Origin of the sequence: Sphingobacterium bovistauri (assembly GCF_020295405.1) — a bacterium.
GTDB classification, from domain to species: domain Bacteria; phylum Bacteroidota; class Bacteroidia; order Sphingobacteriales; family Sphingobacteriaceae; genus Sphingobacterium; species Sphingobacterium bovistauri.
The window spans coordinates 31439-46065 of record NZ_JADEYP010000018.1 but is presented as its reverse complement, the minus strand read 5'-3'; the positions used below and the strand labels follow the sequence as shown (position 1 = coordinate 46065).

The window sequence follows — 14627 nt, the reverse complement described above, 5'->3', positions numbered from 1 at the left end:
TTCTAGTTTATGGAACAAATTTTTTCAAAACTAAAAGGTGATAAATGGATTTGGATTATCGTGATAATTTTATCAGGATGGTCTTTGCTTGCTGTTTATAGCTCTGTAGGTACTTTGGCTTATAAAGAAGGTAAAGGTACAGAGATGTATTTGATTAAGCATTTTGCCATTATTGCTATCGGTTTAGTTTTGATGTATTTGTCTCACAAGTTAGATTATAGATGGTACGCTGGTATTTCTAAAATATTAATGGCGATTACGATTCCGTTGTTGTTGTATACGTTAATATTTGGTAGTTCGGTCAATGAGGCATCTCGTTGGGTGACTATTCCTGTTATCAATCAGACTTTTCAAACTTCTGATTTAGCTAAGTTGGCATTGATTACATTCCTTGCTAGAATGCTATCTCGTAAAGCGTACGAGATAAAAGATTTGAAGAAGTCTTTTATCCCAATCATGGGCACCGTTTGTGCTGTCTTTGTATTAATTGCTTGGGCAAATTTATCAACGGCATTGATGTTATTTGGTACCAGTGTTTTGTTGTTGTTGATTGGTAGAGTGAGTGCAAAACAAATAGGTCTTGTCTGTCTAGGTGGCGGTGTTTTGTTGACAATGGTTATCTTATTAGGTCCGCGTCGTGCTACATATTTAAGTCGTATTGAGGGATTCTTTAAAACAGAGCAAACAAACAATGGCGTAAGTGTTCCTTTTCAAGAGGATAAAAATTTTCAAGCTAATAATGCAAAAATTGCGATAGCTACAGGAGGATTATTTGGAAAAGGACCTGGTAATAGTATTCAACGTAATGTGTTACCACACCCATATTCCGATTTCATATTCGCGATTATTATTGAGGAGTATGGTACGATTGGAGGAGTGATTTTGTTGATGTTGTATCTATCATTAATGTACAGGGTTATACGTATTGTTACATTAAGTCCACGAGCATTTGGTGCTTTTTTGGCGGCTGGGCTTGGGTTTAGCTTGACCATTCAGGCTTTGGCTAATATGGCAGTTGCGGTGGGGTTAGGTCCAGTAACAGGTGTGCCATTACCATTGGTAAGTATGGGAGGGACATCTATCTTATTTACAAGTATTGCATTAGGAATTATTCTTTCGGTAAGCAGAAGTATCGAAGAATTGAAAAATAAAGAGGAATTACAAGAAGGAACAATAGCAGAGCCGAAATCATCTAGAAAAGTGGTGGTAGGTACTGTTTAATTATAAAAGTAGATGGCGCATAAAGTAATCATAAGCGGAGGAGGAACTGGGGGGCATATTTTCCCAGCTATTGCGATAGCGAATGCTTTGCGTCGTATTGAACCGAATATTGAGATTTTGTTTGTAGGAGCGAATGGGAAGATGGAGATGGAAAAGGTTCCTGCAGCCGGATATACGATAGTTGGGTTGGATATTCAAGGATTTAATCGTTCGTCATTATTAAAGAATATATCCTTGCCTTTTAAAATGATAAAAAGTTTGTTGAAAGCAAGACGAATTATAAAAGATTTTGGCGCAGATGTGGCTGTAGGAGTTGGTGGGTATGCCTCTGGACCATTGTTAATGATGGCTAACATAATTGGTTTACCAACATTGATACAAGAACAAAATTCTTTTGCAGGAAAAACCAATAAAAGTTTGGGTGCTAAGGCAAAGAAAATCTGTGTTGCTTACGAAGGAATGGAACAGTTTTTTCCAGCAGACAAAGTATTGTTAACAGGAAACCCTATTCGTAGAACATCGATAGATATCGAAGGTAAAAAGGGGGACGCATTGGTTTCTTTCGGGCTAGAGGCTGGTAAGAAAACGATTTTGGTGACAGGAGGAAGTCTTGGTGCTGGTACATTGAATGACTGTGTCAAGCAATCATTTGAAAAATTCAAAGGTGCAGATGTACAGGTCATCTGGCAGTGCGGAAGTTATTATCACGAAAAGTTGAACAAGGAAATTCAAGATTTGCCTTTTAATGTAAAAATGATGCCTTTTCTTCAACGTATGGATTATGCTTATGCAGCTGCAGATTTAATTATTGCAAGAGCTGGTGCGGGTACTATTTCGGAATTGTGTGTCGTAGGAAAGCCTGTAATTCTTGTTCCGTCACCTAATGTAGCAGAAGATCATCAAACTAAAAATGCAATGGCATTAGTAAATAAGGATGCTGCATTGATGGTTAAAGATATAGAAGCTAGAGGCAAATTGGTAGATGAGGCTTTAGTATTTTTGAATAATGGAGATAAAATGAATGATTTAGGCAGTAATATTAAAAAGTTAGCCTTATTGGATGCTGATGATGTAATTGCTAAAGAAGTTCTAAAATTAATAAAATAACAAACATGATAAGTATTGATCAAATAAAGCAAGTTTATCTTATCGGTATCGGTGGTATTGGGATGAGTGGTTTGGCGCGTTACTTTCAGCATTTGGGTTGTAAAGTGTCTGGGTATGATCGTACAGAGACAGATTTGACAAGTACGTTGGTGGAAGAGGGTATTGCTATTGTTTATCATGATGATGTGAATTTGATTCCATCAGAATTTAATCAACCTTCGGAGGAGAGTTTGGTGATATTCACGCCAGCCGTTCCGAAAGACTTGAAAATTAAAAATTATTTTATTGACAAAGGATTTGATATTTATAAACGTTCTCAAGTATTAGGAATGATTAGTGCTAGTCGCTTTACAATTGGTGTAGCAGGTACACATGGTAAGACGACGACTTCAACAATGATTGCACATATTCTTAAAGATTCAGGCTATGATTGCTCTGCATTTTTAGGTGGAATTAGTTCGAATTATAATACTAATGTATTGTATGGGGATAATGATGTTGTCGTGGTAGAAGCTGATGAATATGATCGCTCATTTTTGACCCTACATCCGAATATCGCTGTTATTACTTCAGCTGATGCGGATCACTTGGATATTTATGGTGATGAATCACATTTGATTGATTCTTTTAAAATGTACTTGGATAGAGTGGTAGATGGCGGTCACCGAATTGTGAAAAAAGGGTTGCCATTTTCCGGTGATATTTCCTATTCAGGTAGTGAGCAGGCAGATGCACATGCAGAGAATGTTCAAGTAATTGATGGAGAGTTCCATTTTGATTATGTAAATGAGGATTTGCGTATCGCAAATATCAAATTAGGAATTGCGGGGCTGCATAATATTGAAAATGCAGTTGCAGCTATCACTGTTGCGCTTTTGTTAGGTATTGACCAAGATAAGATTGTTGTTGCATTAGCGAATTTTAGTGGTGCAAAAAGACGTTTTGAATTTATAGTACGCAGCGAAAATGCAGTTTATATTGATGATTATGCGCATCATCCAGAGGAATTGAGAGCATTTTTATCGTCAATGCGTAAATTATATCCAACTAAAAAACTGACTGTTGTTTTTCAACCACACCTGTTTTCACGCACACGTGATTTTGTGGATGGTTTTGCGGAAGTTTTGGGAATGGCAGACGAGTTATTATTGATGGAAATCTATCCAGCACGAGAGTTACCGATTGAAGGTGTGACATCTTCTTGGTTATTGGAAAAAATTGATTTAGAAAATAAAAGAGTAGTGTCTCCACAGGATGTGTTGGAATATGTGAAAAATGAGAAACCAGAATTGGTGGTAACTGTAGGGGCAGGAGATATTGATAGATTGGTGAAACCTTTAAAAGGAATTTTACAACAATAACGATGAAAAATATCAGATGGGGACTTGTATTTTATTCCTTCCTTGGCATCGCTGCTTTGGTAGGGTTGACGGTACTCATGGGGTTGATAAATCGTAAAGACGGTTCTCAGGTTTGTAAATCTTTGAAGGTTAATGTGGAAGGTAAAGAAACTTTTATAGACCAACAGGATATTTCAAAAATGGTGAATAATCAATTTGGAACAATTGTAGGAAAGCAATTACAGCAAATAAAATATCAAGAGATTGAAGAGGCTATTAAAAAGCTTCCATACGTGTCAAGTGCGGTGATTCACACAGATATGGATGGTACTGTTACTGTAAGTGTGAAACAGCGTGAAGTTATTCTTCGTGTGATTAATAGTGACGGTCGTGAGTTTTATGTGGATACAAAGGGACACAAGATACCGGTGACATTAAAGTATGTTCCACATGTTTTGGTAGCTAATGGCAAAATTAGAGAAAGCTATACGAAGGCATTGGAGCCGATTGAAACAGAAACGGTAAAAGATTTAGTAAAAATTGTTAATCATGTGACAGGCAATGATCTGTGGGAGAATCAGATTGTTCAAATCTATGTTAACGATCAAAATGATATAGAGTTAATTCCGCGTGTAGGGAAAGAGTTATTGGTGATAGGTTCTGCGGATTCGTTGGATTACAAACTCAAAAGATTGGAAATGTATTATAAAAATATATTGCCAAAAGTAGGAACAGAAGCGTACGCTAAGGTAAATGTGAAATACGGCGGACAAATTATTTGTGAACGAAGAGAGGGGTGGTATATGGATAGTTTGCAAATGAAAATAAACATGAAAAATTAAAAATACAGCATATGAAACCAAGAATTACAGACAATGAAAAAGAAAATCCGATTATCGTTGGTTTAGATATCGGTACGACAAAGATTTGTGTTACTGTAGGACGACGCAGTGGTACAAACAAAATTGAATTATTAGGTGTGGGTAAGGCAGAATCTGCCGGTGTGAATCGTGGTGTGGTAGCTAATATTCAAAAGACTGTATTTAGTATCCGTGAGGCCGTTTCTTTAGCAGAAGGACAGTCAAATGTAGATATTAAAGTAGTCAATGTAGGTATTGCTGGTCAACATATTAAGAGTATTCAACATCGTGGCATCTTGACTAAGAGTGATGATGATGAAATCAATCGTCATGACGTCGAAAGATTAATCTCTGATATGTATAAATTGGTTTTGCCTCCAGGGGAAGAAATTATTCATGTGTTGCCACAAGAGTTTACGATTGACAATGAGCCTGGTATCAAAGAACCAATTGGTATGGCTGGTCGTCGTATGGAAGCAAATTTCCATATCATTTCAGGTCGTGTAACTGATATTAAAAACATCAAGAAATGTGTAGATAATTCTGATTTGGAAGTATCTTCATTAGTACTTGAGCCATTAGCGTCATCCGAAGCTGTATTGGATGAAGAAGAAAAAATGGCTGGTGTAGTTCTTGTTGATATTGGTGGTGGTACTACTGACGTGGCTATTTTCCATGAAGGTATTATCCGTCATACTGCTGTAATTCCATTGGGAGGTAATATTGTAACAGAAGATATTCGTCAAGGTTGTGCTGTCCTTCGAAATCAAGCTGAGCAATTAAAAGTAAGATATGGATCGGCTTTAGCTGATGAAAATAAAGATAACGAAGTAATCTGTGTTCCTGGTATTCGTGGTCGTGACTCTAAAGAGATTTCTGTTAAAAATCTTGCATACATTATTCAAGCAAGAATGGAAGAGATTATCGAGCACGTATATTACGAGATTAAGTCTTCTGGTTATGAAGATAAATTGATTGCTGGTATTGTAATTACAGGTGGTGGGGCGCAATTGAAACATTTAGTTCAATTGGTCGAGTATATCACGGGTATTGATTGTCGTATTGGTTATCCAAATGAATATTTGGCTAAGACGGATATGTTAAATAAACAAACATTGGAGGAGATGAAAAGTCCGATGTATGCGACAAGTATTGGTTTATTGATAAAAGGTATTCAGACTGTCGAAGACGAGCAAGATATGGCTTTTGAGGAGCGAGAGCTGAAAAAACCTCGTAAAGGTCAGGTTGAACAAATCACGAAAGAGCAAAGTAAAAAGGAGAGTTGGTTTACTAAAATTATCTCAGAATTTATCAAGGATAATCAAGAAATTGATGACGAAACTTTTATAGGAAAAAAATAATTTTTCCACAACAAAGGTAGTTTTCCACAATTTCACAAATGTGGAAAACTCTTGTTAAGATTTTGGTATTATTACATTCGAATTGTTGAGTTTGGGTTAAATCGGTTAAGCTTTGCAGTTCTTTTTTAAATAGGATATTATTATGTCGATACAATTTGAAATGTTAAAGGAGCAATCATCTATAATCAAGGTTATAGGTGTTGGTGGCGGCGGCGGTAATGCTGTTAACCACATGTACAAGCAAGGGATTAGTGGAGTAGATTTTATAGTGTGTAATACTGATGCTCAAGCATTGGAATTAAGCCCTATTCCTAACAAAGTACAATTGGGCACTAGTCTTACTGAAGGTATGGGTGCTGGTGCTGATCCTGATGTAGGTGAAAACTCTGCTATCGAAAGTATTGATGATATCAAAAGAATGTTAGGTAATAATACCAAGATGCTTTTTATCACAGCTGGTATGGGCGGTGGTACGGGTACTGGTGCAAGTCCTGTGTTAGCTAAGGCAGCTAAGGAGATGGGTATCTTGACTGTGGCTATAATTACTACACCATTCACATTCGAAGGTAAAAAACGTCGTTCTCAAGCAGAAGACGGTCTGAATGAGCTCCGTAAATATGTAGATTCATATCTTGTGATTTCTAACGATAGATTGCGTGAGATCTTTGGTAATTTAACAATGACAGCTGCTTTTTCGAAGGCAGATGATATATTGACTACTGCAGCAAAAGGTATAGCTGAAATTATCACCATTCCAGGTTATGTAAACGTCGATTTCAAAGATGTTCGTACTGTAATGAATGATAGTGGTGTAGCGATTATGGGTAATCATGTCGCTTCTGGAGAAAACAGAGCCATTGAAGCTGTAACAGGAGCATTAGCTTCTCCATTGTTAAAAGATAACGAAATTGAAGGTGCTCGCTATATCTTATTAAATATTACATCTGGTCGCAAAGAGGTGACTATGGACGAGGTGGCTATTGTGACAGATTATATCCAAGAAAAAGCTGGTCTTACTGCTGATTTAATTTGGGGTAACTGTATCGACGAAAACTTAGAAGATGATTTGTCTGTAACTATCATCGCTACGGGTTTTCAAACAGCCGAAGAGCGTCAAAAGGAGAGAGAAAACGAGAAGGTGGCTTTGCCATTAACTCCAGATACAGTGCATGAGTTTATTAAGCCCGTATCGCAAAATCAATTTGTAGCAAATCCAACGACTACAACGACAGCTTATGTTACACCTGTTGAAACAGTTGTAAATGTAGCTCAACCTGTGTCAACGCCACAAGCCGATCTTTTTAATCCAGTGAAACCTACTAGTAATGTTGCGAGTGTATCTGTGCAACAGGATTCAAATGTTGTTAGACATACTTTGGATGTACAAGAGGATTTTGCAGCAGAAGAGCATATTGAAGATAACGGAGGGTTTGAGTTAAAAACATCTCCATCAGTTTTTGAATTCAAATTGCCTACTGTATTTGATATGTATGAGGAGAAAATTGACGAAGAGGTAGAGCAAGAAGTAAATAATATCGTTGAAACTAATTACGCTGCTAATGTTTCGAATTCTACTGTAAAAGTAGAAGAAGAGGTTAATTTTGAAGATCAATTATTGAAGACGAAAGAACGTATTTTACGTCTTAAGGAATTGAGTATGAAATTAAAGTCTTCTAATGGTTTACAAGAGTTAGAAAACGAGCCAGCGTATAAAAGAAAACAAAAGTCATTGGATGACGTTCCACATTCTTCAGATTCTCAAGTTTCACGTTTTACGTTGTCATTTGATGATGGTGTGACCGAAATTCGTTCTAATAATTCATTTTTACATGATAATGTGGATTAGTATATTCCACATTCGATATACATAGAAAAGGCTCAACATTGTTGAGCCTTTTCTATGTATATCGTGAATTAATCAAATTATGTGTTTTGAGCGTGCAATTTAAATAGTTCGATTAACTCAGGGATATTTGTTACACCTAATTTTTCGAATATTCTACTCTTGTACGTGCTGACAGTAGATGAGCTTAGATCTAATAAATTAGATACTTCTAATATACCGTGTCCCTCAATTAAATGTTTTGCAACATCCATTTCACGATTTGATAGTTTATTGAGAGGATTCACTTTGTCAATGCTTGATTTGGTACTTGTGAGCTTCTGTATGTACAAATCTCTTACCGCTGGTGACATATACTTACCACGCTCTTGAATACTGCTGATGGCGTTGTTTAGTTCTTCCATTGCCGTATTCTTATTCAAGTACCCAGCTGCGCCCGCTTCAATATAGCGTAAGGCATAAATATTTTCATCGTAAGATGAGAAAACTAAAATTTTTAGATCAGATTGTAAATCAAGTATTTCTTTAATTACGTTTATATTATTTCCGCCAGGCATATTGATGTCTAACAGTAATAAATCAAAACGCTTGAAATTTAAGTGTGAATATACTTCTTTTATTGTAGACGCATGTGTTATTTGCGCTTCTTTAAAAGACTCATTTATGGCTACAGCGGTACCAAATCGTACAATACTGTGGTCGTCCGCGATTAATATATTATTCATGGTGATCATGTGTTTTTTTTCTTTCAGATAATTAATATATATAATTTTTTTATTATTTTAAAATAATTATCGTACAATAAAGATAGTTAAATAATTTCAATATTATCGTGATTATAATTGAGTTACGAATATTAGAACTTTATATTTATTTTTGTTTCACTAAAGAGAAAATATTATGGGATTTATTAAAGAATTTAAGGATTTTGCAATGCGCGGCAATGTTATTGATTTAGCTGTCGGTGTAGTTATTGGTGGTGCATTTGGTAAAATTGTAACATCATTGGTTGATGATTTAATTATGCCTATAATAGGTGTCGCTACCGGAGGGATAGATTTCTCAAAGAAAGTTGTCGTTTTGAAGGATGCAATTTTGAATGCTGATGGCTCTGTGTTAACACCTGCTGTCACATTGAATTATGGGAATTTCATCAATGTAATCATTCAATTCTTAATTATTGCTTTCTGTATTTTTTTGGCAATTAAGGCTTTGAATTCTTTAAAGAAAAAGGAGGAGGCTGTAGAAGAAGCGCCAGCTGGTCCTTCAAATGAAGAGGTGTTGCTTGCTGAGATTAGAGATTTGTTAAAAAACAAATAACTAACCAAAAGATTGGCGTTAAAAAAGTTCGCAATATATATGCGAACTTTTTTATTTGATATTCTTGTATATGTTGAAATTATACAGTACTTTTGCATTCCTCTTAAGGGGTAATATTGGTTAATAGACAGAAAAATAATAAAGATAATAGAGCGTCATGAAAAGAACATTTCAGCCTTCGCAAAGAAAAAGAAGAAATAAGCACGGTTTTAGAGAGCGTATGAGTACAGCTAATGGTAGAAGAGTATTAGCATCTCGTAGAGCAAAAGGTAGAAAACGTCTAACAGTTTCTGACGAATACCGTCACAAAGGCTAATTCTTTTTTTTAGCGCCGGTGACTTACTGTGGCTATTCCGGTCAATTTAGTCATCCCATGAAAAAAACATTTACAAAGGAAGAACGACTGTGTAGTAAGAGAAAAATTGATTCTCTTTTTTATAGTGGTTCTTCCTTTATCGTTTATCCTTTTCGAGTGGTCTATTTATTAGATAAAACTCCAGAAGGTCCTTCTCCAGTACAGGTTATTATATCTGTATCTAAACGTAGATTTCGTAGAGCACATGATCGTAATCGTATTAAGAGATTGATGCGTGAAGTGTATCGTTTGCAAAAAAATGAATTGTTATATGAAGAAGTTGCTAAACTCTCTTTAAATTTGAGTGTAGCAATTCAATATGTTGGAAAGGAAGAGTTAGATTTCGAATTGTTGTATGGGAAAATGAGTAAAACATTAAAGCAATTGGCAAATGCAATTTCTTCATAACATTTGGAAATTTATCTTGTGGTTGTTGCAACAGCTCTTTTTGCTAGTTATAAAGGTATATCAGCTTTTTATATCCCCTTTATTAGGCGCGAACTGTCGATACACACCTACTTGTTCACAATATGGGAAAGAAGCAATAACAAAGTATGGGCCTTTTAGAGGTGGCTGGTTGACAATAAAACGAATCGCTAGCTGTAATCCTTGGGGAGGACATGGTCACGACCCTGTTCCTTAATTTAGGTAGAAGATGAGTACATATATATTACAAATTGATACAGCAACGGAGGTGTGCTCTGTTTCTTTAAGTTTGAATGGTGAGCTAGTTAATAAAATTGATGCATCTGAGCCCAATTTACATGCGTCTAAATTGACTGTTTTCATTGATGATTTATTGCAAGAATCTAAACTATCGTATCAAGATTTGTCGGCGGTAGTTGTGAGTAAGGGGCCGGGTTCTTACACAGGACTTCGAATCGGAGTTTCTACGGCAAAAGGGTTGTGTTATGCATTAGATATCCCATTGTTGGCTGTAAACACATTGGAAAGCATGTATGCAGGTTACAAAGTGCAACATGACAAGAATGAGATCCTTTATGTACCTATGCTTGATGCTAGACGTATGGAGGTATATCAAATAATTTTTGATTGTGATGGTGCTGTTTTACAAGAGACTGAGGCTGCAATCATTGATGCTGATACTTTTGTTCAATATGCAGATAAGAAGCTATGTCTTTTCGGGACTGGTGCCACAAAGCTAAAAGAGGTGTTTAGTGGGGTTGATAATATAACAATTGACGAAAATTATAAGCATTCTTCAACTTATCTTTCAAAGAAAGCATACGAAAAATTCACGCAGCAAGATTTTGAAGATTTAATTTATTTTGAACCTTATTATCTAAAAGAATTTATAGCAATGTTACCTAAAGCAATTAAGTTATAACCATTTCTTACGCTTGAACCATAAGTAGATAATTAAGCTTATGGCTAACATGGCGCATATTACGATAGGGTAACCATATTTCCAATGTAGCTCTGGCATCATATCGAAATTCATTCCATATACACCAACAATAAATGTAAGGGGCATGAAGAATACAGATATTATCGTTAGTATTCGCATGATTTCATTCGTATGATTTGATTCGATGTTGAAGTATATACTGAGTAATTGAGTCGTGTTCTCCGATATATTGCGATACAATGTTGTAGTCCTTGAAAAGATATCTCTTAGATCTTGTGTGTAGATGTTTCTATATTCTGGTAAATGAAAATAATCAACTATATCTTTGTATAGCACCAGTATGGAACGTATCACGTCTATTTGACGTTTAATGTAATATAACTTTTTGAGAAATGGTTTCCTTTTCTGATGAAGAAAAACTATTTCCTCGTATTCATCTAGTTTTTCTGCCATTTGTCCCAATACTAAATTTTCAAATGATTTTAAAGCATCGGATACAAGCGCATTTACCAATGATTTGCTTGATGATAATATTCTGTGTTTCGAATCAAGTTTTTTAATGTTTTCTAAAAAATCTATTTGGTTGCGATGTGTTGTGATGACAAAGTTTTGTCCATAAAATATCGAAATTCTATCTGTAATATCGGTTAATGTATCAGAATCCTCTTCTAATTTTGAAGGTGTAGATCGAATAATCAAAAAGTGATAATTGTCAAATTCTTCTATTTTAGGCAAGTGACCTATTTCTAGACAATCCCTAATCGATTCATCACGTAAATTGTATTTTTCTTTTAATTCCTTGAAGTCCTCCTTGCTTGGATTAATGATGTCAATCCATTCGAAAGGATGTGTGGATGATGATAAAATATGGACTATCATAATTTTCGTTTGTAAACTAAATTTAAAAAGAAAAGGGATTTAATCGTAAGATTAAATCCCTTTTCTTTTATTTTGTAGAAATATTTATTTCTTTTCAGTGCCTTTTTTGGCTTTGTATTCTTTGTTTAATGCCTCTACAACTTCTTTCGTGATGTCTAATTTTGCATCAGCATAAATTACAGCTGGATTAGTTTTAGAGTATGTTAAAACATATTGGTAACCTTTTTCCTGAGCGTGTTTCGTTAAGTAATCTGTAATTGAGTTGTATACAGATGTCATTTCGTTTTGCTCATCTTGTGCTAATGAAGCAGAAGCATTTTGGTTTAATTGAGCTAATTCTTGTTGTTTTCTAGCTAATCTTTCTTCAGTAGCTTGACGTTCTGAAGCACTCATAGTAGCTGCTTTTTGTTCAGCCTCCGCCAATTCTCTTTGAAAAGCTTGACCCTTAGATTGTAAGTTTTCTTGTGCTTTTTTTGCTGTACCTTCTAATTTTGCTTGTGCATCTTTGAAAAACTCATATTGAGCAGATAATGTATCCGCATTTACATATACAATCTTGTCGGCAGTTTTAGTATTTGAGCTATTTGAATTAGATGTACTGTCACTCTTGTTTGAAGCCGTGTTAGATGCATTTTGACCACAAGAAGCAGCCCCTGCTACAATAACAATACCTAATGTAATTTTCGATAAGTTTGATAAAAATCTATTCATTTGTTGTCTCTTTTCAGTTTAAGGAACAAACCTACTATAAAAAAATCAAAATTCCATTTTTTGTTGTTTTTTTCCATATAAATGCCTTCGAATTACGGTTTTTAGGAGTCAATAAAGTTGTTTAAGTCCTTAATTTTTATTAACTTTGAATGTTAAATTAATCAGATTTTTTTTAATTCATGAGCGAAGAAAAAAACAATCCTACATCGTATTCGGCGGATAATATTCAGGTTTTAGAAGGTTTAGAAGCTGTACGTAAAAGACCTTCCATGTATATTGGTGATACAGGGCCAAAAGGTTTACATCACTTGGTGTATGAAGTCGTTGATAACTCTATTGACGAGGCTGTTGCGGGCTACTGTGATAATATACTTGTAACTATTCTTGAGGACAACTCAATTAGTGTTGAAGATAATGGTCGTGGTATTCCAACAGGAATCAACAAAAAAGAGAATAAATCAGCTTTGGAGTTGGTTATGACGATTCTTCACGCTGGTGGTAAATTCGATAAGGATACATATAAAGTTTCGGGTGGTTTACACGGAGTGGGTGTTTCTTGTGTGAATGCATTATCAACACATCTGAAGGCGGAAGTACATCGTGAAGGTAAAATCTTCAATCAGGAGTACGAGCGTGGAAAACCAATGTATGAGGTGAAAGAAGTTGGTGTATCCGATAAAAATGGTACAACAGTTACGTTTTCTCCGGATCCAGAGATTTTTACACAGACTACTATTTATAACTACGATACATTAGCTAATCGTCTTCGTGAGCTTTCTTTTTTAAATAAGGGTATTACACTTACTTTAATTGATAAACGTGAGCAAAATGATGATGGTACTGATCGTAAAGATGTATTTCTTTCGGAAGGTGGCTTGCAGGAGTTTGTTAAATTCTTGGATGGTAATCGTTCTGCCTTGATTCCTGAACCAATCTATTTGGAAGGTATCAAACAGGGTATACCAGTGGAGCTTTCCTTTCAGTACAATGATACTTATTCTGAAAACGTACACTCGTACGTAAACAATATTAATACTATTGAAGGTGGTACACACGTAGCAGGTTTCCGTAGGGGTTTGACACGTATTTTGAAAAAATATGCGGATGACTCTGGATTGTTAAAAAATTCAAAAGTAGAAGTAACAGGGGATGATTTTCGTGAAGGGCTTACAGCTGTAATTTCGGTGAAAGTTGCAGAACCTCAATTTGAGGGGCAGACTAAAACCAAATTGGGTAATACTGAGGTAATGGGAGCTGTTGACGTAGCGGTAGGTGAGATTTTAGGTAAGTATTTAGAAGAGAATCCTAGAGAAGCAAAGACAATTGTTCAAAAAGTAATCATTGCGGCACAAGCACGTGCTGCTGCACGTAAGGCACGCGAGTTAGTGCAACGTAAAACAGTAATGAGTGGCTCTGGTTTGCCGGGTAAGCTGGCTGACTGTTCAAGTAATGATCCAGCATTATGTGAGATTTTCTTTGTCGAGGGAGATTCAGCAGGTGGTACGGCCAAACAAGGACGTGATCGTAATTATCAAGCAATCATGCCACTGCGTGGTAAAATATTGAACGTAGAGAAAGCTATGGAGCATAAGATCTACGAGAATGAAGAGATCAAGAATATGTTTACTGCATTGGGTGTAACTGTAGGTACAGCAGAAGATCCAAAGGCATTGAATATTGCAAAACTTCGTTATCACAAGATTGTTATCATGACGGATGCGGATGTCGATGGTAGTCACATTGCGACGTTGATATTGACATTCTACTTTAGATATATGCGTGAGTTGATTGAGAAAGGCTATATATATATTGCTACACCTCCGCTTTACTTGGTAAAGAAAGGTAAAGATCATGAGTATGCTTGGACTGAAGATCAACGATTGGCTGCTATTCAACGTCTGAAAGGTTCTGGTAAGGATGATTCAGTGAATGTTCAGCGCTATAAAGGTCTTGGAGAGATGAACGCAGAACAATTGTGGGAAACAACAATGAATCCTGAACACCGTACATTAAGACAGGTTACTATTGATAACGCTGCAGAATGTGATAGAGTATTCTCTATGTTGATGGGTGATGAAGTAGCCCCTCGTCGTGAATTTATTGAGAAAAATGCGAAATACGCTAAAATTGATGTTTAATCATCAATAGTGCTATATATCAGAAAAGACCGATCATTGATCGGTCTTTTTTATTTGGTTTTAATTTCTGTTAAATTAATTTTATTACTTTAAAATGATTTTATTTGCTACATTTATTATAAC

General features: G+C 35.6%; 15 protein-coding genes. 12 read left to right on the top strand and 3 right to left on the bottom strand.

Going from position 1 to position 14627, the window contains the following annotated elements:
* Positions 1-9: 9 nt before the first annotated feature.
* The 6 genes from IPZ78_RS10590 (at position 10) to ftsZ (ending at position 7735) form a co-directional block, all read left to right on the top strand.
* On the top strand, positions 10-1221 hold the full coding sequence (locus tag IPZ78_RS10590) for an FtsW/RodA/SpoVE family cell cycle protein (RefSeq protein WP_225553474.1): 1212 nt from the start codon (positions 10-12) through the stop codon (positions 1219-1221).
* A 12-nt stretch (positions 1222-1233) separates the two neighbouring features.
* Entirely contained in the window at positions 1234-2328 is a 1095-nt protein-coding gene (gene murG / locus IPZ78_RS10585) for an undecaprenyldiphospho-muramoylpentapeptide beta-N-acetylglucosaminyltransferase (RefSeq protein WP_225553473.1), read from the top strand.
* An 8-nt stretch (positions 2329-2336) separates the two neighbouring features.
* A complete protein-coding gene (murC, locus tag IPZ78_RS10580) occupies positions 2337-3689 on the top strand; it encodes a UDP-N-acetylmuramate--L-alanine ligase (RefSeq protein ID WP_225553542.1) in 1353 nt (450 codons plus the stop codon).
* A gap of 2 nt (positions 3690-3691) precedes the next feature.
* Positions 3692-4510: an FtsQ-type POTRA domain-containing protein gene (locus tag IPZ78_RS10575; protein ID WP_225553472.1), complete on the top strand. Its 819-nt coding sequence runs from the start codon at positions 3692-3694 to the stop codon at positions 4508-4510.
* Positions 4511-4521: 11 nt separating this feature from the next.
* On the top strand, positions 4522-5889 hold the full coding sequence (gene ftsA / locus IPZ78_RS10570; protein WP_225553471.1) for a cell division protein FtsA: 1368 nt from the start codon (positions 4522-4524) through the stop codon (positions 5887-5889).
* Between the two features lie 142 nt (positions 5890-6031).
* Positions 6032-7735, top strand: coding sequence for a cell division protein FtsZ (gene ftsZ / locus IPZ78_RS10565; protein WP_225553466.1), 1704 nt, complete (start codon positions 6032-6034; stop codon positions 7733-7735).
* Positions 7736-7812: 77 nt separating this feature from the next.
* Here ftsZ and IPZ78_RS10560 read toward each other — a convergent pair whose 3' ends face one another.
* Positions 7813-8457 carry a response regulator transcription factor gene (locus tag IPZ78_RS10560; protein WP_225553465.1) on the bottom strand — a complete coding sequence of 215 codons (645 nt, stop codon included), beginning with the start codon at positions 8455-8457 and terminating at the stop codon, positions 7813-7815.
* Positions 8458-8632: 175 nt separating this feature from the next.
* Between IPZ78_RS10560 and mscL the strand changes: the two genes are divergently transcribed.
* The 5 genes from mscL (at position 8633) to tsaB (ending at position 10755) form a co-directional block, all read left to right on the top strand.
* Positions 8633-9052, top strand: coding sequence for a large-conductance mechanosensitive channel protein MscL (gene mscL / locus IPZ78_RS10555; RefSeq protein WP_225553463.1), 420 nt, complete (start codon positions 8633-8635; stop codon positions 9050-9052).
* A gap of 157 nt (positions 9053-9209) precedes the next feature.
* Positions 9210-9368 carry a 50S ribosomal protein L34 gene (gene rpmH, locus IPZ78_RS10550; RefSeq protein ID WP_003002285.1) on the top strand — a complete coding sequence of 53 codons (159 nt, stop codon included), beginning with the start codon at positions 9210-9212 and terminating at the stop codon, positions 9366-9368.
* 57 nt (positions 9369-9425) lie between these two features.
* The gene (rnpA, locus tag IPZ78_RS10545; RefSeq protein ID WP_225553461.1) at positions 9426-9815 is read left to right on the top strand and encodes a ribonuclease P protein component; all 390 of its coding nucleotides are present in this window, start codon (positions 9426-9428) and stop codon (positions 9813-9815) included.
* Complete coding sequence (gene yidD, locus IPZ78_RS10540; protein WP_225553459.1) at positions 9799-10050, top strand: membrane protein insertion efficiency factor YidD; 252 nt, start codon at positions 9799-9801, stop codon at positions 10048-10050. Before rnpA ends, yidD begins: the two co-directional genes overlap by 17 nt.
* 12 nt (positions 10051-10062) lie before the next feature.
* The gene (gene tsaB, locus IPZ78_RS10535) at positions 10063-10755 is read left to right on the top strand and encodes a tRNA (adenosine(37)-N6)-threonylcarbamoyltransferase complex dimerization subunit type 1 TsaB (RefSeq protein ID WP_225553457.1); all 693 of its coding nucleotides are present in this window, start codon (positions 10063-10065) and stop codon (positions 10753-10755) included.
* Here the strand turns inward: tsaB and IPZ78_RS10530 are convergent.
* A complete protein-coding gene (locus IPZ78_RS10530; protein ID WP_225553455.1) occupies positions 10750-11655 on the bottom strand; it encodes a magnesium transporter CorA family protein in 906 nt (301 codons plus the stop codon). The two genes, tsaB and IPZ78_RS10530, sit on opposite strands and share 6 nt — an antisense overlap.
* 84 nt (positions 11656-11739) lie before the next feature.
* Positions 11740-12366, bottom strand: a complete 627-nt coding sequence (locus tag IPZ78_RS10525; RefSeq protein ID WP_225553452.1) for an OmpH family outer membrane protein — start codon at positions 12364-12366, stop codon at positions 11740-11742.
* 179 nt (positions 12367-12545) lie between these two features.
* On the opposite strand from IPZ78_RS10525, the gene gyrB reads away from it, so the two are divergent.
* On the top strand, positions 12546-14504 hold the full coding sequence (gyrB, locus tag IPZ78_RS10520; RefSeq protein ID WP_225553450.1) for a DNA topoisomerase (ATP-hydrolyzing) subunit B: 1959 nt from the start codon (positions 12546-12548) through the stop codon (positions 14502-14504).
* Positions 14505-14627: the final 123 nt, after the last annotated feature.